Source organism: Streptomonospora sp. PA3 (genome assembly GCF_009728995.1).
In the GTDB taxonomy this organism is placed as follows: Bacteria; Actinomycetota; Actinomycetes; order Streptosporangiales; family Streptosporangiaceae; genus Streptomonospora.
In genome coordinates, this window is record NZ_VTZW01000009.1 from 594,458 (window position 1) to 615,772 (window position 21,315).

A 21,315-nucleotide genomic window follows, 5' to 3' on the forward strand; every position below is an offset into this window, starting at 1 on the left:
GCCGGCTTCGCCGCCGCAGGGCCCGCGCACACCACCCACCGCCCCGCCCCTGCGCTCCCGCCTGCCGCGTCTTTCCCTGCGGGTGCGACGTCTTCCCGGTTCTCTATACACACGGTGTATAGACCGCGTGTATAGTGCTTCCCATGTCCTTCGCGCACACTGTCCTCGGGCTGCTGGAGAACGGACCGGCCCACGGGTACGACATCAAGCGGGTCTACGACGAGCATTTCGGCCTGGACCGGCCGCTGCATTACGGGCAGGTCTATGCCGCACTGGCGCGGCTGCTGAAGAAGGGCCTGATCGAGGTCGCCGGTACCGAGGCCGGCGGCGGGCCCGAGCGCAAGCGCTATGCCATCACCGACGCCGGGGTCACCGACCTGAACTCCTGGCTGTCCACTCCCGAGGCGCCGCAGCAGTACCTGCAGAGCACCCTCTACACCAAGGTCGTCCTCGCGCTGCTGGCCGGACGCCCCGCCGCCGACGTGCTGGAGGTGCAGCGCGGCGCTCACCTGAAGACCATGCGCGAACTCACTCGGCGCAAGGCCGGCGGCGACCTCGCCGAGCAGCTCATCTGCGACCACGCCCTGTTCCACCTGGAGGCCGACCTGAGATGGCTGGAGCTGACCGCCGCCCGACTGGACGAGCTCGCCGAGAAGGTGACCACGTGAGCGCCGCCGGCGCCGCCGCGCCCTCGCCGGCCGCCGGCGAGTCCCCCGGCGGGACCCTGCTGGCCGCCCGCGGCCTGGCCAAGTCCTTCGGCCCCACCACGGCGCTGCACAGCGCGTCCTTCGACATCGACCCCGGCGAGATGGTGGCGGTCATGGGCGCCTCGGGGTCGGGCAAGTCGACGCTGCTGCACTGCCTGGGCGGCATCGTCCGCCCCGACCGCGGCTTCATCCTCTACCAGGGCCGCGACCTGTGCGCGATGCCGGAGAGCGCCCGCAGCGGGCTGCGCCGCAGCGACTTCGGATTCCTCTTCCAGTCCGGCGGGCTCGTCCCCGAACTCACCTGCCTGGAGAACACCGCCCTGCCGCTGCGGCTCAACGGCGTCGGCCGCAGGAGCGCTGAAGCACGCGCCCTGGAACGGCTGGAGAGCCTGGGCGTGGCCGGCACCGCCCGCCAGCGGCCCGGCGAGGTCTCCGGCGGCGAGGGCCAGCGCGTCAGCCTCGCCCGCGCGCTGATCACCGAGCCCGCGATCCTGTTCGCCGACGAGCCCACCGGTGCGCTCGACTCCCTCAACGAGGAGAGGGTCATGCGGCTGCTGGTCGACGTGGTTCAGCGCGGCAGCACCGCGGTCGTGCTGGTCACCCACGAGGCCCGCGTCGCCGCCTACGCCGACCGCGAGATCACCGTCCGCGACGGCATGACCCGCGACCTCGCGGCGGGAGCCGCCGGATGAGCGGACCGGGGGCGCCCGAGCGGAGGGCGGCACCGCTGCGCTGGTGCCGGGAAGTCGCTCTGGGGGCGGGCATGTCGGTGTCGGGAGGCCGCGTCGCCTGGGTGCGGATCGCGCTGATGGCGACGGCCGTCGGGGCGGCGGTGGCGCTGCTGCTGGGCGCCGCCTCGGCGCCGACGCTGATGGACGCCCGCACCCAGCGCGATGAGGCGCGTTCCTACGACCTGGTGCAGCCGGAGCCCCGGCCTTCCGCGCACACCCTCCTCATCGGCTATGCCGACACCGACTACCGCGACCGGCGCGTCTTCGGCCGCGTCCTCGTCCCCGAGGGGCCGCGCGCGCCGCTGCCGCCCGGAGTGGACGAACTCCCCGCGCCCGGCGAGATGCTGGTCTCGCCCGCGTTGGAGCGGCTGCTCGGCGAGCCCGGCCACCGGCTGCTGCGCGAGCGGCTGGACTACCGCGTCGCCGGAACGATCGGGGACGAAGGGCTGCTGGGCCCGCACGAGCTCGCCTTCTATGCGGTCGAGCAGGACGGTGCGCTCGACCCGCGGATGACCTCGGTCACGCGGATCGACGATTTCGGCAAGCAGCGCGCCGAATCCGGGACGGACCCGGCCGCGCTCCTGCTGGTGCTGGTGGGTGCGGTGGTCGCGCTGCTGCCGCTGGGCGTGTTCGTGGCAGCGGCGCTGCGCTTCGGCGCCGACCAGCGCGACCGCAGGCTGGCGGCGCTGCGGCTGCTCGGCGCCGACCGGTGGACGGCGGGGCGGATCGCCTGCGGCGAGACCCTCGTCGGCGCCCTGGCCGGGCTCGCTGCCGGCGTCGGACTCTTCCTGCCGCTGCGGGAGGCCGTGCCGCCGCTGCGGCCGGGCGGCATCGACGTCTTCACCGCCGACGTCGTGCCGCATCCCGTACTTGCCGGGATCGTCTCCGTCGGCGTCGTCGCCCTCGCAGTGGGGGTCACCGTCGTCTCCACCGCGCGGGCGGCCGCCGACCCGCTCGGCGTCACGCGCCGCGCCTCCCGGCCGCGCCGCAGGCTGTGGTGGCGGGCGGCCGTGGCCGCGGCCGGAGCCGCGCTGCTGCTGCCGATGGTGACGGGTCCGGGCGGGTTCGAGTCGGAGTCCGCATCGCTGCTGGCGGTTGCCGGAGTCGCCCTGCTGCTGCTGGGCGCGGGCGCGCTGACGCCGTGGCTGTTCCAGGTCGCGGTGTCCCGGGCACGCCGCGGCGGTGCGGCCTGGCTGCTGGCGGTGCGCCGGCTGCGCGCCGACGGGGCGGCTGAGACGCGGGTGGTGTCCGGGGTCGTGGTGGCCGTCGCGGGCGTCATCGCTCTGCAGAGCCTGTTCACCGGAGTCGCGGAGCGCTCCGCCGAGCTGAACCTGCTGGGCCAGGGCACGCCCCAGTTCGGCGCCCGCATCCCCGGCACCGACCCGGCGGAGGTCGAGGCGACCGACGAGCGGCTGCGGTCCCTTCCGCAGACGCGCGACGTGCGGACCGTCGTCGAGTACCCCCGCGTGCAGGCCCCGTCCGGGACACTGCCGATGCGGGTCGGCGGCTGCGACGCCCTGCGCCGCTACGCGGACATCGGCGCGTGCTCCGACGGGGACGCCTTCGTCGTCGAGACCTCGGCGCCCGATGCGCGTCCCGCCCGCGGCGACCGGCTGCGGATCCCCGGCGCGGGGGAGACGGCGTCATGGACGCTGCCCGCCTCCACCCGCCCGGTCCCGCTGTCGGACGCCGCCGAAGGGGATCCGCAGCGGTCGGCGGCGAGCGTGCTCGCGACACCGGGGGCGATCGCGGCGGCCGGGCTGCCCGGTTCCCCCGCCAAGGCGTTCTTCGACATCGCTCCCGCCACCCCCCGCGCCGTCGAGGAGGTCCGCACGGCGGTCCGGGAGATCAACCCGCTCGCCGATACCGTGACCAACGGGGCGCCGGGCGCGCAACGGGTGCTCGACGCGCTCCGGGCGCTGCTCACCGCCGCCGTCACCGCGTCCCTGGCCGTCATCGGACTGGGCCTGCTGATCTCCACCGTCGAGCAGTTGCGCGAGAGCAGGCAGGCCCTGGCGGTGCTCGCCGCCACGGGCGTGCGCAGGCGGACGCTGGCGCTGTCGGTCCTGTACCAGTCCGCGATCCCGCTGGCCGTGGGCCTGTCCGTCGCCGCCGCGACCGGGACGCTGCTGGGCAGGCTGCTGATGCGCATGCTCGGCCTGCACGCCGACTTCGACGCGTCCGCGATCGCCGCCACCGTGGGCGCCGCGGCCGCGGTCGTGCTCGCGGTGACCGTGCTCAGCCTGCCCGCCCTGGTCAGGCTCATGCGCCCGGACAACCTCCGGGAGGAGTGACCTTTCCCGGGCGCCCCGGGCGGACGGGCCGGGGCGCCCCTTCCCGACCGCCCAGGGCCAGAACGGTCGACGTCCGCCCGCCCTCACGCCGCCGGGCGCCGGTAGCTGCGGAAGGACGGCCGATCATCCGCGGGCGGCGACGGCGAGGCCTGCCCCCGGTTCTTCGGCACGGAGGCTCGCCGGGGGCTCGCGCGACGATGCAGCGGTGGCGCGGGCCCCCGCCCTCCCGCCTCAGGCCCCCAGGCGGCGGATCAGTCCGATGGCCGCCTCGATGAGCTTGTCGGCCTCCTCGCGGGAATCGGCGACGACGATCTCGCGGCGCGCCTCGCCGATGACCGCGGTGAGCACGCTGACGGTGAGCCGGTCCAGCGCGGACTCGCCGGCCCGCAGCAGCACCGAGTTCTGGCGCACCCACTCCCGGCTGCGTCCGCGGCGCAGCACGTCGAACCCCGGCGGCCCGTCGCCGGCGAGCAGCAGCAAGCCCACGTCGCGGCGCTCCCAGGACCCCTCCAAGAATGCGCGCGCTCCCGCGACGAAGAGTTCGAGCGGGTCGTCCTGCCCCGCCGCGCGCGCCCGCGCGACGGCGCTGGAGGCCTGCTCCTCGTCCGCGTTCTGCTGGTCCTCCCACAACGCCAGGAACAGCTCGGTCTTGCCGCCGAAGTGGTGGTAGAGGCTGCCCACGCTGGAGCCCGCCCGCTCGACGACGTCGGCGACGCCGGCCTCGGCGAACCCCTTCTCGGTGAAGACGTCGCGCGCGGCCTCCAGCAGGACCCGCCGGGTGTGGGCGGTGCGGCTCCACTGCCACGCGCCCTCGCGACGACCCGCGCGTGTGCCCGTCCTGCGTGCCATGTGCGCCTCTCCGGTCGGTGCGGGGCGGACCGCCGGCCGTCGGGCCGTCGCCGGCCCCGGCCGTGTGCGAATCCACGGTAGCGAACGCCCTGCCACCGGCCGCGCCGCCGCGCATGGCAGAAAAGGTGGGAAACTCGGCGTTGCAGACGCCCGCCGCTGCGGCGAGCATGAGGAGCATGACCGCTCCCACCCTGCTCATCCCGCTGTTTCCGCAGGTGCAAAGCCTGGACGTCACGGGACCGCTGGAGGTCTTCACCGGAGCCAACGCCTACTGCGCGAGCCGGGGCAGGCTCCCCCTCTACGACATCCGCACCGCCTCCCCGGGCGGGGCGCCGGTGCGCACGTCCAGCGGGCTGCTGCTGACCCCCGACGCCGCCTTGGAGGCGGTGCCCGTCCCCGAGATGGTGCTGGTCCCCGGCGGCGAGGGCACCCGCAGCCCTCAGCCCGAGGTCGTCGCCTGGCTGGCCGCGTGCGCGCCGTCCGCGCGCCGGGTGATGTCGGTGTGCACGGGGGCGTTCCTGCTCGCCGAAGCCGGGCTGCTCAGCGGGCGGCGGGCCACGACGCACTGGGCGCGGTGCGCCGCGCTGGCCGAGCGGTTCCCCGACGTCGACGTGGCCGCCGAGCCCGTCTACGTGCGCGACGGCAAGTTCATCAGCTCCGCGGGCGTCACCGCGGGCATCGACCTGGCGCTGGCGGTGGTCGAGGAGGACGCGGGCCGCGAGGCCGCCCTGATCATCGCCCGCCACCTGGTGGTCTTCCTGCGCCGCCCCGGCGACCAGGCCCAGTTCAGCAATCAACTGGCCGCGCAGGCCGCCCGGCGCGAACCGCTGCGGGAGATCCAGCAGTGGATCGTGGAGAACCCCGCCGCCGACCTGTCGGTCGAGGCGCTGGCGGAGCGCGCCGGCTTCTCCCCGCGCCAGTTCGCGCGCGCCTTCACCACCGAGGTCGGCATGCCGCCGGGCCGCTACGTCGCCCGCACCCGCCTGGAGGCGGCGCGGCGCCTGCTGGAGGACACCGGCGCTGGGATCGAGGAGACCGCGCGCTCCTGCGGCTTCGGCACGCCGGAGGCGATGCGCCGCGCGTTCCTGCGGGCCCTGGGCGTCGGCCCGTCCGAATACCGGCGCCGGTTCCGGCCGCGGCAGCCCGCGGCCACCGGCTGACCGGAACCGAAGCCGGACCCGAACTCAGCCCCTGCGCCCGGGCGGGCCGATACCCGGGCCGATAACCGGCCCATTCCTAGGGAGAACGAGATGCACACCGCCATACTGCTGTTCGACGGCTATACCGCACTGGACGCCGTGGGGCCCTACGAGATCCTCAGCCGACTGCCCGAGGCGGAGGTGTCCTTCGTCGCCGAGCGGCCCGGAGCCGTCCGCAATGACAGCGGATCGCTCGCGCTGGTCGCCGATGCCGCGATGGACGACGTGTCCGCGCCCGACATCCTCCTGGTGCCCGGCGGGCCGGGGCAGGCCGAGCACATGCAGGACGCGGCGATGCTGGAGTGGATCCGCGCCGCGGACGCGGCGAGCACCTGGACGGCCTCGGTATGCACCGGATCGCTGCTCCTGGCCGCCGCGGGCCTGCTCGACGGGCGCCGCGCCACCTCGCACTGGCTGGCGCTGGACCGGCTTCCGGCCTACGGCGCCCGGCCGACCGGGGAACGCGTCGTCTTCGACGGCAAGTACGTCACCGCCGCCGGGGTGTCCTCGGGCATCGACATGGCCCTGCACCTGACCGGGCGCGTGGCCGGAGACGAGTTCGCCCAGATCATCCAGCTGGCCACGGAGTACGACCCCCAGCCTCCCTACGACGCCGGCGCACCCCAGAAGGCGCCCGGCGATGTCGCCGACCTGCTGCGCTCGCGGTCCGAGGCGGTCCTGACCGGACGGGGGTAGGGCGGCGGCCTTCCGTGCGGGACCGACGGCCACAGGCCAGCGCGCATCGGTTCGGGTGTTCGCCGGTTGATCACTCGACGAGAGCAGCGACGGGGGTGGGTGGTTCAGCCCCAGCCCATCGGAACCGGTGCCCGCCGGTTGGTCACTCGACGGGAGCAGCGACGGGGGTGGGTGGTTGGGCCCGCGCGCATCGGTTCGGGTGCCCGGTGGTTGGGCGTGCGTCAGGGCGGCGAGGTCGGTGGGTGGCCGGGGGTGGGGACATTTCGGGCATATCGCTTCGGGGGAAGCGATATGCCCGCCCATGTAGCGCGGTGTCCTTGCCTGGTGCGCCGGAGCAGCCGATCTTCCGGAATGCGGAAGAAAATCGGGGTTATTTGTCTGGAATGCCGGTCTGTGGCGGCGCCGGGAGCGGCCGCGGCGCCACGAGGTGCGCGGATGGATCGCTTAGGGCGCGAATTCCGCTCCAAACGCCATGATCATCGCTGTCCAGGGCTGCACTGGCGGCCTCGGTGCCCCCGCATGCCGGACATCTCTGGACGAGTCGACGCCCCGGATCGCCCGCCGCGCGGCCGGAGGCCGCCCCCGCGAACCATCGGTGATGATCGTCGCCCGCCCGCCGCGGCGTATGCCCCCGATGCCCGATTCCGTCTCCGGTATCGGCCGCGCCTGGCGGGTGCGCGGCCGCCGACCGCGCGGTTTCTGCCGGCGATCGTGTACCCCTTGCTGCTCTCGTCGTATGCCGCACCGGCGGGTACCCGAACCGATACGCGCGGGCCGGGCCGTCCGCCGCCCTCGCCGCCCCGTCGCAGGCGCAATCGGCGAGCACCGGGACCGATCCGCGCGGGTCTGCGTCCTGTTTAAGGAGCCGGTCACCACAGGAGGTTGCGGCAATGGGGCTGTGATGCGCGAAGCGCGGTGCGCCAGCTTGCCGCCGAGCGCACGGTGCACTTTTGCGCTGGAGGTCCGCCACCGGTGGTGCGGCTCCACCTGGGACGGGCTGCGTGCGCTCGGCGGCAAGCTGTGATCGCGCTTCGCGAGGCGCACCCATTGCCGCAGCCCCGATGGTGGCCGCCCCGGGTGGTTCCCGGTGGGTGCCTGGAAAGCGGCGCCCCCGCCGCTCTTAGCCCCGATCCAACCCCGCGCCGTCGTCGCTGCTCTCGTCGGGTGGGCCACAGGCGGGCACCGGGTGCGGTGGGCGCGGGCTGAGCCACCCGCCGCCCTCGCCGCCCGTTGCACGCGCAACCGGCGGGCACCCGAACCGATGCGCGCGGGCCCGGCCGTCCGCCGCCCTCGCTGCCCCGTTGCATGCGCAATCGGCGGGCACCGGGACCGATCCGCGCGGGTCTGCGTCCTGTTTAAGGAGCCGGTCACCACAGGAGGTTGCGGCAATGGGGCTGTGATGCGCGAAGCGCGGTGCGCCAGCTTGCCGCCGAGCGCACGGTGCACTTTTGCGCTGGAGGTCCGCCACCGGTGGTGCGGCTCCACCTGGGACGGGCTGCGTGCGCTCGGCGGCAAGCTGTGCTCGCGCTTCGCGAGGCGCACCCATTGCCGCAGCCCCGATGGTGGCCGCCCCGGGTGGTTCCCGGTGGGTGCCTGGAAAGCGGCGCCCCCGCCGCTCTTAGCCCCGATCCAACCCCGCGCCGTCGTCGCTGCCCTCGTCGCATGCTCAGCCGGCGGGCACCGGGGTCGATCCGCGCAGGCCGTACCCCGCGCCACCCTCACCCCCTCACAGCTCGACCACCTGGCGCACGGCCTCGCCCGATGCCAGGCGGTCGAAGCCCTCGTTGACCTCGTCCAGGCGCAGGCGGCCCGACAGCAGTTCGGTGACCGGAAGCAGGCCGCGCCGGTAGAGGGCGATGTAGGCGGGGATGTCGCGAGCGGGCACACCCGAGCCCAGGTAGCTGCCGCGCAGGGTGCGCTCCTGCGCGGCCAAGGTCACCGCCGGGAGCGACACGTGCCGGTCGGGGTGGGGCAGGCCCACGGTGACGGTCGTGCCGCCGGGGCGCGCCGCGAGGTAGGCCTGCGCCAGCACCTCGGCGCTGCCCGTGGTGTCGACGACCTTGTCCGCGCCGCCGCCGGTCAGCTCCCGCACGGCCTCGACCGCGTCCGGGCCGCCCGATAGCCGGTCGGTGGCGCCCAGCCGCCCCGCCAGTTCGCGCTTGGCCGCCACCGGGTCGACGCCCACGATCTGCGCGGCGCCCGCCACGTTGGCGCCCAGCAGGGCCGAGAGCCCCACGCCGCCCAGACCGAACACCGCCACCCGCTCGCCCGGCCGGACCTCGGCGGCCTTGAGCGCGGCGCCCACGCCCGTCAGCACCGCGCAGCCGAACAGCGCGGCGACCTCGAAGGGCAGGTCGGCGTCCACCCGCACCGCGGAGTCGGCCGAGACCACGGTGTACTCGGCGAAGGCCGATACGCCAAGGTGGTGGGCGGGCTGCCCGCCCTGCGCGTCGCGCCAGCGCCGGCCCCCGCCCACCAGGTCGCCGGCGTTGTTGGCGGCGGCGCCGCGCTCGCACAGCGCGGGACGGCCCTCCAGGCAGCGGGGGCAGCCGCCGCAGGGCGCGACGAAGTAGAGCACCACGTGGTCGCCCGCGGAGAACCGCTCCTCGGTGCCGGGACCCAGCGCGACGACCTCCCCGGCCGCCTCGTGGCCCAGCACCATCGGCACCGGGCGCGGCCGGTCGCCGTTGACCACCGACAGATCGGAGTGGCACAGTCCGGCCGCGCGGATGCGGACCAGCAGTTCGCCGGGGCCGGGCGGGGCCAGCTCCAACTCGCGCACCCGCAAGGGGCGCGATCGGGCGTAGGGGCCTGCGGCGCCGATCTCCTCCAGGACGGCGGCGCGCACGGGCGCGGGTGTGTTCACTGGCTCCTCCGCAGGTTTTCCAGGGCGGTGCGCAGCCGGCCTTCGACGGGCACCGGCCGGCGGGTCTCGCGGTCGACGAACACGTGCACGAAACGCCCCTCGGCCACCTCGGTGCGCCGGTCGCGGCGGTAAAGGCCCACCTGGTAGTGCACCGAGGAGGTGCCCAGGCGGACCACCGACAGCCCGACCGCGAGCACCTCGGGGAAGCCGATCTCGGCGGTGTAGGAGCACTGCGACTCCACGCACAGGCCGATGACGCGTCCGCCGCGGTAGTCGAGCCCGCCCTCCTCGATGAGCCAGGTGTTGATGGCCGTGTCCATGAACGCGTAGTGGACGGTGTTGTTCATGTGGCCGTAGGCGTCGTTGTCGGCCCACCGGGTGGGGATCTCCGTCCAGTGGGCGTAGTCGGGGCCGGCGCCCTCGGCTCCGCCGGCACCCGCAGGCGTCTGGGCCGCGTCCACCGGCCACCCCCGTCTCCGTTGCGACATACCGATTGGTATGTACGGTACCGAACGCCGCGGATGAGGCAGTATCGACCCATGAAGATCCTCTGGGTGTTCGCCCACCCCGAACGGCGCTCCCTCAACGGCTCCCTGATGGACGAAGGGCTGGCCCAGTTGGAGGCGCTCGGGCACGAGTACCGCGTCTCCGACCTGTACGCGATGGATTTCAAACCCGTGGTGGACGCCGCCGACTTCCGCGGCGTCGGGGGCGCCGGCTGCGACCGGTTGTTCGTCGGCGACGCCCAGGAGCGCGCGTACCGGGAGCGGCGGCTCGGCGAGGACGTGCGCGGCGAGCAGGAGAAGATCGAGTGGGCCGACGTGCTGGTGTGCCACTTCCCGCTGTGGTGGTTCGGCCCGCCGGCGATCCTCAAGGGCTGGTTCGACCGCGTGCTCGTGCAGGGCTTCGCCTTCGGGCTCAAGGACGCGCGGGGGCGGACCCGGCGCTACGGCGACGGCGGGCTCGTGGGCAAGCGCGCGCTCATCGTCACGTCGGTGGGGGCGCGCGAATCCGGGTTCGGGGCGCGCGGCGTGCACGGCGAGGCCGAGGAGGTGCTCTTCCCGCTGCTGCACGGCACGTTCTGGTACACCGGCGCCGCCGCGCTGCCGCCGTTCGTGGTCTACGGAGCCGACCGGGCCGATGACGGGGTCTTCGCCCACTACGCCGCCGAGCTGCGCAAACGGCTCGCGGAGCTGGGCACCGCGGAGCCCATCGCCTACCGGCACGAGAACAGCGCCGACTACGACGACGACCTGGTGCTCGATCCCGAGTGCGCGCCCGGCCGCACGGGTCTGGGCGTGCACACGGCCCAACCCGACGAGCGGGGCCGCCTCAACCCCTCCGAGGCCAAGGACGGCAGCGGCCCGCGGATCCCCGGCCGGCCCGTGCAGTGACCGGCCGCCTGCCGGCGGAGCCGCCCCGGACCGCGGCCCCGCCGGTGGCCCCGCGTGCTCAGTCCTCCGGCCGCAGCAGCTGCCGGAAGAAAGCGCGGTAGCCGCGCATGGTCCGGCGCAGGGCCTCGGTGTCGGCCTCGGAACGGTCGGACCACCGGTCCTCGAGGCTGCGCTTGTGCGCGGCGAGCTTCTCGTTCAGGGTGCGCAGCACCTCGTCGACGAGCTCGTCGGCGCTGCCCACGGCCCGGCGCGGATCGTCGACGAAGTCGCTCTGGGCGTCGCGCCACCTCTCCTTGAGGCGGCGGGCCTCCTCCTCGGAGAACAGCACCGCCCCCTGCTCCTCGGTGTCGGCGCCGCCGGCGGCCGGCCGCAGCGCGGCCGACCCGCCGCGAGGGGCCTGCGCGGGCACGCCCGCGGCGGTGGACTTCTCGACAGCGCCGCCGGAAGGGCGGGAGCCGGCCGCGGACTCCTCACCCGCGCCGCCCGAGTGGCCGGACGAACCGCCACCGCCGGCGGCGGACTTCCGTGCGGCGCCGCCGGACTCGCCGGACGCGCCGGAGGCGGAGGCGGACGTCTCTCCCGCGCCGCCGGAGGGTCCGGAGCCCGAGGGGTCGGAGGCGGCCGCCGGCTTCGGCGCCTGGGCGGTGTGCTCGGCGGCCGGCTGCTCAGCGGGCGGACCCGCCGGACGCTCCGCGGGCCCGGCCCCCTCGTCCGGGGACTTGGCCGAGCGCCGGCTGGCCCGGCCGACCAGTTTGGCCGCGGTGCGGCCGCGTTCCTGCGCAACGGTGTCGGATCCGGCCGGCGCCGACCGGGCGCCGTCGCCGCCGGCGTCCGCTGCGGCCTCGTTCTTGCGCTTCAACGGGTTGTCCATGTCGGGGGACTCCCTTCGGCGGGGGACGCCCGGGCGGCGCCCGGGAGCGGCATGGGGGTGTCAGCGCGCGGCGGAGTCGCCGCGGTCGGCGGTCTCGGGCTCGGTGGACGCGGCTGAGCCGTTGCCGAGGAGTTCGTGGAACAGCGCGCGGTAGTCCACCATCGCGGCCCGCATGTCCTCGGTCGTGGCCTCGCCGGCGGCGCTGCGCTCGCCGATGGCGCGCGCCTTGCGGTAGCGGTCGACGGTTCCGGCGTGCTCCACGGAGAGGTCGGCGATGCGCTGGTCGTCGTCCTCTGTGGGGTAGCCGCGGTCGGCCATCAGCCGGGAGAGGAGTTCGTGGCCCTCGCGCACGGCCTCGGGCGGGCTGTCGACGAACCGCTCCTGGATGCGGTCCCATTCCGCTCGGTACTGCCGGCGGGAATCCTCGGAGAGGGGCTTGAGATCCAGCTTGGCATGGCGCTTCTCGCGCTCGGCGAGCTCGCGCTCCGCTGCGCGGCGGCCGCCCAGCTCCTGGACGGCGCGATCGTATTCGGGACCGAAGCGCCGGCGCAGCCGGCGGCTGCGCTGCCACGGCACGGCGAAGGCCGCCGCGAGAGCAACGGCGGCGACCAGGACGATGATCACGGCGACCGCGACGATCAGGCCGGTGTTCATGTCGATCGGCCTCCTCGTTCCTGTCCGGGCTCCGCCCGCTGCGGGCCCGATGAGGCTTCGATCCTTGGCTACCCGGCGGAGGTGCGGTAAACCGCTGATCATCCCGCGGTCAAGGCCGGAGACCGGCGACGTGCGCCGCCACCTGTACCGATGTGTCGGACGCCGATGGCAGACCCGCTTTCCGGCAGGGAGCGCCGGGGGACCGAAAACGCCGATGCGGCCGAGTTTCGGTCCCCGATCGCCCGGAAGTGTCCGCTATGCCCGCCGGTCGGCTTCCGCTACGGCGGCACGGGCAGGACGTGCGCAAGCGCGGCGGTCGCTCCCAGCGCGACGGTGGCCGCGCCGATGGTCGCGCAGAGGTGCCAGAGCGCCTGCATCCACCCGGGCGCCACCGGTTCGCCGCCCTGCAGGGGCGGTCGGGGCGGTGTGTGGAGGGGACCGGGCTGAAACGCCCGCGGCGGCAGCGCGTGCCGGCAGCCGTGCGGACAACCGGAGGAGGGCGCCGGTTCCGGCGCGGCACCGCCGCCCGCGGCACGCGGGGGCTCGGCGGGGCTCGGGGGCGGGGTCTGCGACCGCTGCGCAGCGGGTGGTGGAGCGGCCCGGCGCGGGTTCCACTCGGAGAAGATCTCCGGTCGGGTATCGGCGAGGCGCCGGATGAGGGCGGCGAGCTCGGCGTTCTGCGCGGCGTCGACGGAATCCGGGTCGCCGACCCCGTCCGGCGTGCCGGGGACGCGTGCCGGCCCGCGGAGGTCCGCGGTGGCCTGGCGGTTGGCAAACGTGGTCGCTGCGGGCATGGCTGGCCTTTCGAAGGAGGGGAGCCGCCCGGAGCCGCCGCGTAACGGGAAAGGAGGGAAGTCCGAGAAAGGGAACGGAACAGGCGAAAACCACCGCCCCAGGGGAAGCCCGCTGCTGCGGACCGGCGCCGTCGGCGCTTCGAGTTTATCGGCGCACGCTCGGGGGATTCCTGGATATCCGATATTGCTGCGAGCGGATTTGTGCCGCCGTGGAAACGCAGGCCGCGGTGGTGAGGAGGCATCCGAAAACGGGGCAATGCAGGGTGAGAACGTTCCTGCGGCAAAAATTCGGGCGATGAGGGCTGTTTTTCGCGGATGGCCGCCTTCAGGTGGATTCTCCGCCGCGGGAGTGGCAGCGCGAGGCCGAATTCCGCCGAGGCTCGTCCGCCGGCCCGCCGGCCCGCCGGCCCGCCGGCCCGCTGGGCGGCCGCGCCGCCCAGCGCCCGTGCTCACTCCGCCGCCGCGACCACCGTCTGCGCCGTTCGCACGATCTCGGCCAACCGCGTGTGGTGGGCGCCCGGCCAGTAGACGCGGCCGCAGGCGCGGCAGCGGGCGAATACGTCGTAGGTCGCCCGGGTCCCGGGTTCCAGCAGGTGGTCGACGGCCTCCTTGGCGACGGGTGCCAGCCGGCCGTTGCACGCGGTGCAGCGGCTCCAAGGCGCCAGCGGGGGCGCGAACCTGTCGAGCACGTCGCGCAGTTGCTCGTCGGGATCCTGCCCGTGCACGAAGGCCCCCGCCTCCAGGGCGCGGCGGTGCAGCAGGCGGCGGTCCTGGGTCAGCAGCGCGCGCCGCTGCTCGTTGGCCATCGCCACCAGCGTGTCGTCGTCGAGGTCGTTGCTGTAGGCGGTGTCGACGCCCACCAGGCGCAGCCGCCGGGCGAGCGCACCCAGATGGACGTCGAGCAGGAAGCGCGGCGGGGCGAAGGGCAACGGCTGAGGGCGGGAGATCCCGGCGACGGGGCGAGCCGCCCCGAGACCGCCCGCGACCGCCGCGCGGCGACGCCGCGGGCGCGTTGGGGGGGTGCCGCGAACCCACCCCGGCTGAGAGCACTCCCAGTTTTCTGAGAGGATTCACATAAAATCCCGATAACGCCTTGTTGTAACAAGGACGTCACGACACCATGGAAGCATCCGATCCGCCCTCCATCGGACCTCACGCCGCACGCCCTACCAGGAATGCTCTCCGTGTCGACGAATCTACGCTCCGCATCCTCCCTTGCCGCCGCCCCCTCCACCTCCACCTCCACCGGCTCCGCGCGCCGCTTCCTGCCCGAGGTCCAGGGCCTGCGGGCCGTGGCGGTGGCGCTCGTGCTGGTCTACCACGTCGACCACGACCTGCTGCCGGGCGGCTATGTGGGCGTGGACGTCTTCTTCGTCATCTCCGGGTTCCTGATCACCTCGCTGCTGCTGCGCGAGGCCCGCGGATCCGGGCGGGTGGCGCTGGGCGCCTTCTACGTCCGCCGGATCCGCCGCATCCTGCCCGCGGCCGGGCTGGTGCTGGCGGTGACCGGCCTGGTGTCGCTGTGGGCGCTGCCCTCCCCGCGCCTGGCCGAGACCGCCCGGGAGCTGGTGGCATCGGCGTTCTACGTCGAGAACCTGTTCCTCGCCGACAAGTCGGTGGACTACCTGGCCGCCGAGAGCGCGGCCAGCCCCGTGCAGCACTACTGGTCGCTGGCGGTGGAGGAGCAGTTCTACCTGCTGTGGCCGCTGCTGTTCGCCGGCTGGGCCGTGCTGGGTCTGCGCGGTGACCGGCGGCTGGGCGGGGAGGGCGCGGTCCTGGCGGCCACCGGGGCCGTCCTCGTCGTCTCCTTCGGGTTCTCGGTCGTGCTCACCGCCACCGAACCCCAGCCCGCCTACTTCCTGCCGCAGACGCGGATGTGGGAGCTGGCGCTGGGCGGCGTGCTCGCGATCCTGCTGCCGCGCTGGGGAGCCGGTCCACTGTGGGTCCGCTGGGTACTGGGCTGGGCCGGGTTGGCCGCCATAGGGTGGGCGGCCTGGACCTACAGCGGCGCCACCGCCTTTCCCGGCGTGGCGGCGCTGGTGCCGGTGCTGGGGGCGGCCGCGGTGATCGCGGCGGGTGAGAACGGAGCGCGCTGGTCCACCTACCGGCTGCTGGCCGGCCGCCCGGCGCGCTTCGGCGGAGACATCTCCTACGCCCTGTACCTGTGGCACTGGCCGGTGATCGTGTTCGCGCTGAGCATGGCCGAGTCGGACTCCCTGCCGCCGCTGTGGGCGGTGCCGGTGGTGGCCGTCTCGGTGCTTCTGGCATGGGGGACCAAGGTGGCGGTGGAGGACCCGGTGCGCCGCTACGGGTGGCTGCGCACCGGGCGCGCGGCCGGGATCTTCGCGGTGGCGGCGGCCCTGCTGGTGGCGCTGGTGGGCGTCGGCCAGTACGTGCGCCACCAGTGGCTGGGCAGTGTCGAATTCGACCCGGTCCAGCACGTCGGGCCCGCGGCGATGGGCACCTCCGAGCCCGAGGGATCGCCCGGCGTGCCGATCTACCCCTCGCCGGTGGTGGCGGGCGAGGACGTACCCGACACCTACGAGGAGTGCGGAGGCGCATCCACGCTCGACACGCTCGACTGCGTCTACGGCCCCGCCGGCGCCGGGACCACCGTCGCCCTGGTGGGCGACTCCCACGCCGCCCAATGGATTCCGGCGCTGCGGAGCATCGCCGAGGACCGCGGCTGGCGGCTGCACGTCTACGCCAAGTCCTCCTGCGCCTACACCCTGACCACGCTGGAGCGCAACGGCCGGGACTACACCGAGTGCGTGCGGTGGAACGAGAAGGTGCAGCACGAGCTGACCACGCAGGTCCGGCCCGATGTGGTGCTGACGAGCTCCAGCGCGAACGCCCGGGCGGCGGGCTCGGCCACCGAGTCCGAAAGCTCCCTGGACATCGCCGTGGGCATGACCCGCCTGTGGGGACCGCTGGAGGACTCCGGCAGCCACGTCGTCGCCATCCGCGACACCCCGCGCATGGCCGAGCGCCTGCCCGAGTGCGTATCGCGCCACGCCGGCTCGCTGTCGGAGTGCGCGCGGGCGCCCGAGGACGCCTTCGCCAACACCGACCCACAGTTGCTCGCCGCCCGCAACGATCCGGACGCCGCCGTCGTCGACCTCACCGATTCCCTCTGCACCGGCGACACCTGCCTGCCGGTGATCGGCAACGTGCTCGTCTACCGCGACAGCCACCACCTCACCGCCACCTACTCCCGCCTCCTGGCCCCCGACCTCCGCCACGCCCTCGACGCGGCCCTCGCCAAGGAGTGAGGCGGCCGGCGCCCGCGGCGGGGTTGCGGGCGCCGGCCGCGGTCGTCGCCGATTCCGCAATGGGCGCGCCGGGGGCGTATGCGGGTGCATAGTCGGCCCCGGATCGCGGCAGTGGGAGAGGAGAGCCGGATTCTCGTATGCCGCCGGAGCCCTGCGGGTTCGGCGGAGTCTGGAGGACGACATGAGCACCGGCGAGAAGCGCGAGAGCAAGGTCGAGCAGATGCGCGGCAAGCTCAAGGAGGCCGCCGGGAAGTTCACCGGCAACGAGCGCATGAAGAGCCAAGGCCGCGGTGAGCAGACTCGCGGCAACGTCCGCGAGACCACCGAGGACGCCAAGGACACGGCCCGCGGCTTCACCGAGGGTCTGCGCGGCGACTCGGCCGGCCCCGCCCCCGAAGAGCGCCGCGGCGGTGAAGGCCCCGACACCGGCCGCCGCTGACCGCCCACCCGACCAGCGGCGACCGCGGGGCGCCGTCCACGCCCCGCGGTCGTCTTCCGCCGCCGCCCCTTTCGCGCCGGTGACGCGCCTTCGGCCGGGTGCGGCCGCCGAATCGGCTCGGTCCGCAGCCCCCACCCGACCCGGAGCCTCGGGTGGTCACCCGGACGCGACGGCGGGCGGACGGCCGTAGGTCATCCGCCGCAGCACCCATTCGGCGGGGCCCTGGCGGAACCCGGCGCGCCGCATGGCTTCGGCCAGCACCACAGTGGCCAGCCACACCGCCGCGCCCAGCGCCACCGCCTGCGCATCGCTCAGCTCCGAGCCGATACCCAGCGCATAGGGCGGGACCAGGGCCGCCCACGCCACCGACTGCAGCAGATAGCAGGTCATCGAGCGCTGCCCGGTCGCCGCGAGAGCGGTGACGACGGGCCCGCGCCGGCCGCTGCGGCGCCGGTCGAGCCGCACCGCGACCAGCGCGATCAGCGCCGCGTAGCCGAACCCGCCCGCGTATCCGGTGAGCAGGTGCAGCCAGAAGACCGCCGCCTCGGCGGCCGGTGCGGCCTCCCACACCTCGATGTTGATCAGCGCCTGCGGAACGCCGCCGGCCACTCCCGCACCGATGCCGCCGGCCGCCGCCCGCCGCAGCAGGGGGAGGTGGCGCAGGGGCTCCTCCAGCAGGCGGCGCCGTGCGGCCCACACGCCGATCAGGAACGGGAACACCGAGATCACGATCATCAGCGGCAGGAAGAACGGCAGCACCGCGATGCGCGTGAGCAGGTCCGACAGCCAGGTGATGTCGGCCGCCGCGCCCTGCGTCCCGGCTGCGAACAGCGCCGTGTTCGCCAGGCTGTAGAGCAGGCTGCCCACAGCCATCCAGGCGAACGCGTGGGCGAGCAGCCGCCGGTCGCTCATCCGCAGGACCGCGGTGAAGAACAGGGCGATCAGGCCGTAGACGGCGATCACGTCGCCGTAGAACAGCAGGACCGTGTGCGCGACGCCGATGATCACCAGCCAGCGCCCGCGCCGCCGCAGCAGGCGGCGGACCCACGGCCACTCGCGCCCCTCCGCCGTGCGCCGCAGGTAGATCTGCGCGAGGCCGTAGCCGAAGAGGGCGGCGAACATGGGATAGCCGCGGTTCTCGCCGAACAGCGCCATCGCCGCGGTGGTGCCGACGTCGACCGGGCCGTCGAGTGAGAAGCCGGCCGCACCGGTGAATTCGCGAAAGAGGTGCGCGTGTACGGTCGCGATGATGAGCAACATGAATCCCCGGCCCAGGTCGGGAGCGAGGGAGCGCTGGTCGGCGGGCAGCGGTCGGGGATCGGAATGGGGCTCGCCGCGTGCGGCGGTGTTCTGGGACATGGGCGCGGCCTCACAGGAACCGGGAGCTAAGCTACGGCGGCGTAGCTGTTTCCCTTGATAAGCTACGGGAACGTTTCTAATGGGTGGGGCAGAGTGAGTGACCGGAACCGGTCAGAGGGCGGCGAAGGGCCGCCGCGCGCCCGGCGCCGCCGAGGGGCGGAGCTGGAGGAGGCCGTCTACACGGCCGCCCTCGAGGAAACGGCCGAGCTCGGCCTGCCCCGCGTCACCATGGAGGGCATCGCGCGCCGGGCCGGGACCGCCAAGACCTCGCTGTACCGGCGCTGGTCGTCGCCCGAGGACATCGTGCTCGGCGCGCTGTACCGGATCCATCCGGTCGAGCAGCCCTCGCCGGGCGCCGACGACCTGCGCGGCGACCTGATCGCGGCGCTCACCCTGATGCGCGACGCGATGGTCCAGCCGGTGTACGGCCTGGTGATGTCCTCCCTGCTCAGCGAAGCGCAGCGCCGCCCCGACCTGCACGAACGCCTGTACGCGGAAGTCTTCGACGCTCGCGGCGGGCGCTTCACCCGTACCGTGCTGCAGCACTACGCCGACCACGGCCGCGTCGACCCGGCGCGCCTCACGCCCGTCGTCGTCGACATCGGCGAGGCCTTGCTGATCAAGTACGGCATCGACGCGATGGAGGTCCCCGACGACGACTACATCGCCGCCATCGTCGACCAGGCCATCCTCCCGGCGATCGGCCACGGCCCCCAGCAGCCGGCGGACTCGGCGGACTGATGCCCCCTGCCGGGGCCGAGGTCGGCCGAAGGGGCACGCCAGGCGGCGCCCGGCCCCGGCTACGTCCTGTTTAAGAGGCCGGTCACCACAGAGGTTGCGGCAATGGGGCTGGGGCGCACGAAGCGCTGCTGACGCCAGCTTGCCGCCGAGCGCACGGTGCACCTTCGCGCCGGTGGCCCGCCACCGGTGGTGCGGATCCACCTGGGAAGAACCGCGTGCGCTGGGCGTCAAGCAAGCACGTGACGCGCAGCGCCTGCGATGGGGCGGTGGCGGGCGGGCGGATCGCGCTACGCGAGGCGCGCCAATTGCCGCAACCTCGCAACCTCGATGGTGGCTGCCCCGATTGGTACCCGGGGTTCCTGGAAAGCGGCGCCCTGCCGTTCTCAAACCCAACCTACGTCCGCTCCCGTGCGAGCACCCGCGCCGCGAACACCTCCACCGCGTCGATCACCGCCTCGAAGCGCGGGGAGCGGAAGAGGTCGAAGGCGTGCTGGGCGCGGGGGAGTTCGGCGTAGACCACCGGGTTGGCGGATGCGCGCCGCAGCGCGGCGACGAACGCGCGGGCGTCCTCCACGGGGACGAGGGAGTCCTGGTCGCCGTGGACCGCGAAGAACGGCGGGGCGTCCGGGCGTACGTGGTCGGCGGGCGAGGTGGGGCGCTCCGATTCGCCGGGGCGGCGGTAGTAGCGGCCGTAGTAGCCGTACAGCGACACGGCCGCGGTGAGCGAGGTGTCGGCGTCCTCGAAGCCCGGCTGGAAGGCGGGGTCGTTGGGCGTCAGCGCGGCGAGCGCCGCGAGGTGGCCGCCCGCCGAGCTGCCCGCGGCGAACAGCGCATCGGGGTCGCCGCCGTAGTCGGGGGCGTGCTCGCGCGCCCAGGCGATCGCCTTCTTGAAGTCGGCGAGGTGCTCGTCGAAGCCGGCGCGAGGGCGCAGCCGGTAGTTCGCGCTGATGCACACCCACCCCCGGCTCGCCAGCCGGTAGAGCAGCGGGCGCGCCTCGCGGTTCTTGCGACCGCTGAAGTACCCGCCGCCGTGGGCGTAGACGAGGATCGGGCCGCCCGACGTCCCCGAGCGGCGGCGGTAGACGTCGAGCCGGTTGCGGACACCGGCGTCGCCGTAGGCGATATCGGCGATGCGTTCGACGTCGGCGCGGCGCACCCGGAACGGGAAGAGCAGGGTGCGCAGGTAGGACGGTGCGCGGCGGCGCGCCGCCGCGAGGAGGGCGTCCACGGCGCCGGGCCGCCCCGCGCCGAGGTCCCTGCGCAGTGCCCGCTCCAGTGCCGGACGGGCGTCCAGAGCGCGGCGCGCGATCACCGCGAGCCCGATCGCGGTCAGCACCGCCAGGGCGAGCCCGGCCCAGGACGCGGGGGTGTCGAGGTCCTCCTGGGCCCACGCGGGCAGGGTCGCGGCGAGCAGCCAGCACAGGACGAACACGGGCGTCTCGTTGACGACCAGCCCGAGGTGGAAGCTCACGACCGCCGCCCACCGCGGGCGGCGCACCGGCGCCAGCGCGAGGGCGGTGTGCACGGCGGCGATCGCGACGGTCAGCAGGTAGCCGTAGGGCATGCCGCCTCCTGTTCGGGTGCCGGGTGGGGGGCTTCCGCGAGCGGTCGGGCGGGGCCGGGGGCGCCGGCGGCGCGGGCCTGCCGCCGATGGGCGGTAGCGGGAGTTGCGGGCTTAGCCGGGGCAGCGGGGGCGCCGGGGTGGAGCGGGCTCTCCGCGGACCGCGGATGCGGCGCCGGAGGTGTGCGGGGCCCGGCTCTGCTCGGCCGGGCGGTCCACGCGGCGGCGATCGCGGCGGTCACGAGGTAGCCGTAGGGCATGTCGCCTCCAGGCGGGAGCGGGGGTAGGGCGATGGGAGCGCTTCTCCGAGCGGCCCGCCGGCTGCGGGGCGGGGGCGGCCGGGGCGGCGCCGCCGGCGGGCCGGGGCGGGTGGAGTTCACCGGCGGCGCGCGGTGGGGGCCAGCACGGGGATGACCACGGCGCCCACGACCACGTGCATCGCCAGCAGCACGTACATGCTCGCCGTGTCCGCGGCGGAGACCACCGGGCCAGCGAGCGACACCAGCAGCACCGCGACCGCGACCGAGGTCCACACCGGCCCCGGCCTGCGCATCAGCCGTTCCAGTACCGCCAGCAGCGCCCACCCCGCCAGCCCCGCCACCAGGGCGGACGCGGCGATCGCCCCGGGCCCGACCGGTCCGACGGTCGCGCCGGTGAAGCCGGCGACGTCGATACCCGCGACGGGGACCGCCAGCACCCACAGCACCAGCGCCGCGGCGGCCGCTCCGAGCGGCCCCGATGCGCGGAGCAGGATGCGGCGCCGGGTGCCGCCGCCTGCATCGGGGGCGGTGGACGGGTGCTGTGCGGAGGCGGTCGTGGACTCGGCCGGGCTGGACATGCGTATCCCCTTTCGGCCCGCTGGGACCGTGCGGCCCGCTCGGGCGGAGC

General features: G+C 74.5%; 18 protein-coding genes and 1 pseudogene. 9 read left to right on the forward strand and 10 right to left on the reverse strand.

What is annotated here, in order from left to right; all coding sequences use genetic code 11:
* Positions 1-143 precede the first annotated feature (143 nt).
* The 3 genes from FZ103_RS11080 to FZ103_RS11090 are packed head-to-tail and all read left to right on the forward strand — an operon-like array spanning position 144 to position 3,732.
* On the forward strand, positions 144-668 hold the full coding sequence (locus FZ103_RS11080) for a PadR family transcriptional regulator (protein WP_156000613.1): 525 nt from the start codon (positions 144-146) through the stop codon (positions 666-668).
* Positions 665-1,399, forward strand: a complete 735-nt coding sequence (locus FZ103_RS11085; protein ID WP_343233472.1) for an ABC transporter ATP-binding protein — start codon at positions 665-667, stop codon at positions 1,397-1,399. The genes FZ103_RS11080 and FZ103_RS11085 overlap by 4 nt, the downstream gene beginning before the upstream one ends.
* Positions 1,396-3,732, forward strand: coding sequence for an FtsX-like permease family protein (locus FZ103_RS11090; protein WP_156000615.1), 2,337 nt, complete (start codon positions 1,396-1,398; stop codon positions 3,730-3,732). Before FZ103_RS11085 ends, FZ103_RS11090 begins: the two co-directional genes overlap by 4 nt.
* 231 nt (positions 3,733-3,963) lie before the next feature.
* Here FZ103_RS11090 and FZ103_RS11095 read toward each other — a convergent pair whose 3' ends face one another.
* A complete protein-coding gene (locus FZ103_RS11095; protein WP_156000616.1) occupies positions 3,964-4,581 on the reverse strand; it encodes a TetR/AcrR family transcriptional regulator in 618 nt (205 codons plus the stop codon).
* A 176-nt stretch (positions 4,582-4,757) separates the two neighbouring features.
* Between FZ103_RS11095 and FZ103_RS11100 the strand changes: the two genes are divergently transcribed.
* Positions 4,758-5,741, forward strand: a complete 984-nt coding sequence (locus FZ103_RS11100) for a GlxA family transcriptional regulator (RefSeq protein WP_156000617.1) — start codon at positions 4,758-4,760, stop codon at positions 5,739-5,741.
* A gap of 90 nt (positions 5,742-5,831) precedes the next feature.
* Positions 5,832-6,476, forward strand: a complete 645-nt coding sequence (locus FZ103_RS11105; protein ID WP_156000618.1) for a DJ-1/PfpI family protein — start codon at positions 5,832-5,834, stop codon at positions 6,474-6,476.
* Between the two features lie 1,726 nt (positions 6,477-8,202).
* Here FZ103_RS11105 and FZ103_RS11110 read toward each other — a convergent pair.
* Positions 8,203-9,342, reverse strand: a complete 1,140-nt coding sequence (locus FZ103_RS11110) for a zinc-dependent alcohol dehydrogenase family protein (protein WP_343233473.1) — start codon at positions 9,340-9,342, stop codon at positions 8,203-8,205.
* Complete coding sequence (locus FZ103_RS11115) at positions 9,339-9,830, reverse strand: thioesterase family protein (RefSeq protein ID WP_156000619.1); 492 nt, start codon at positions 9,828-9,830, stop codon at positions 9,339-9,341. Before FZ103_RS11115 ends, FZ103_RS11110 begins: the two co-directional genes overlap by 4 nt.
* A 51-nt stretch (positions 9,831-9,881) precedes the next feature.
* On the opposite strand from FZ103_RS11115, the gene FZ103_RS11120 reads away from it, so the two are divergent.
* Positions 9,882-10,736: an NAD(P)H-dependent oxidoreductase gene (locus tag FZ103_RS11120; RefSeq protein ID WP_156000620.1), complete on the forward strand. Its 855-nt coding sequence runs from the start codon at positions 9,882-9,884 to the stop codon at positions 10,734-10,736.
* Between the two features lie 58 nt (positions 10,737-10,794).
* Here FZ103_RS11120 and FZ103_RS11125 read toward each other — a convergent pair whose 3' ends face one another.
* The 4 genes and pseudogenes from FZ103_RS11125 to FZ103_RS11140 all read right to left on the reverse strand — a co-directional run.
* Positions 10,795-11,607, reverse strand: a complete 813-nt coding sequence (locus FZ103_RS11125) for a hypothetical protein (RefSeq protein WP_156000621.1) — start codon at positions 11,605-11,607, stop codon at positions 10,795-10,797.
* 60 nt (positions 11,608-11,667) lie between these two features.
* A complete protein-coding gene (locus FZ103_RS11130; RefSeq protein WP_156000622.1) occupies positions 11,668-12,261 on the reverse strand; it encodes a hypothetical protein in 594 nt (197 codons plus the stop codon).
* A gap of 278 nt (positions 12,262-12,539) precedes the next feature.
* Positions 12,540-13,055 (reverse strand): hypothetical protein, encoded by a 516-nt coding sequence (locus FZ103_RS11135; protein ID WP_156000623.1) that lies wholly within the window; start codon positions 13,053-13,055, stop codon positions 12,540-12,542.
* A 449-nt stretch (positions 13,056-13,504) separates the two neighbouring features.
* Positions 13,505-14,026 (reverse strand): annotated as a pseudogene (locus tag FZ103_RS11140) (Mut7-C RNAse domain-containing protein); the annotation flags it as partial.
* 213 nt (positions 14,027-14,239) lie between these two features.
* Between FZ103_RS11140 and FZ103_RS11145 the strand changes: the two are divergent.
* Positions 14,240-16,327, forward strand: coding sequence for an acyltransferase family protein (locus FZ103_RS11145; protein ID WP_343233474.1), 2,088 nt, complete (start codon positions 14,240-14,242; stop codon positions 16,325-16,327).
* 181 nt (positions 16,328-16,508) lie between these two features.
* Positions 16,509-16,766, forward strand: a complete 258-nt coding sequence (locus FZ103_RS11150; protein WP_156000626.1) for a CsbD family protein — start codon at positions 16,509-16,511, stop codon at positions 16,764-16,766.
* A gap of 156 nt (positions 16,767-16,922) precedes the next feature.
* Here FZ103_RS11150 and FZ103_RS11155 read toward each other — a convergent pair whose 3' ends face one another.
* Complete coding sequence (locus FZ103_RS11155; RefSeq protein WP_156000627.1) at positions 16,923-18,125, reverse strand: DUF418 domain-containing protein; 1,203 nt, start codon at positions 18,123-18,125, stop codon at positions 16,923-16,925.
* A gap of 93 nt (positions 18,126-18,218) precedes the next feature.
* Between FZ103_RS11155 and FZ103_RS11160 the strand changes: the two genes are divergently transcribed.
* Positions 18,219-18,866: a TetR/AcrR family transcriptional regulator gene (locus tag FZ103_RS11160; protein ID WP_186356117.1), complete on the forward strand. Its 648-nt coding sequence runs from the start codon at positions 18,219-18,221 to the stop codon at positions 18,864-18,866.
* Between the two features lie 394 nt (positions 18,867-19,260).
* Here FZ103_RS11160 and FZ103_RS11165 read toward each other — a convergent pair whose 3' ends face one another.
* Positions 19,261-20,430 carry an alpha/beta hydrolase gene (locus FZ103_RS11165; RefSeq protein ID WP_156000629.1) on the reverse strand — a complete coding sequence of 390 codons (1,170 nt, stop codon included), beginning with the start codon at positions 20,428-20,430 and terminating at the stop codon, positions 19,261-19,263.
* 373 nt (positions 20,431-20,803) lie between these two features.
* Entirely contained in the window at positions 20,804-21,265 is a 462-nt protein-coding gene (locus FZ103_RS11170; protein WP_222936652.1) for a DUF6069 family protein, read from the reverse strand.
* Positions 21,266-21,315: the final 50 nt, after the last annotated feature.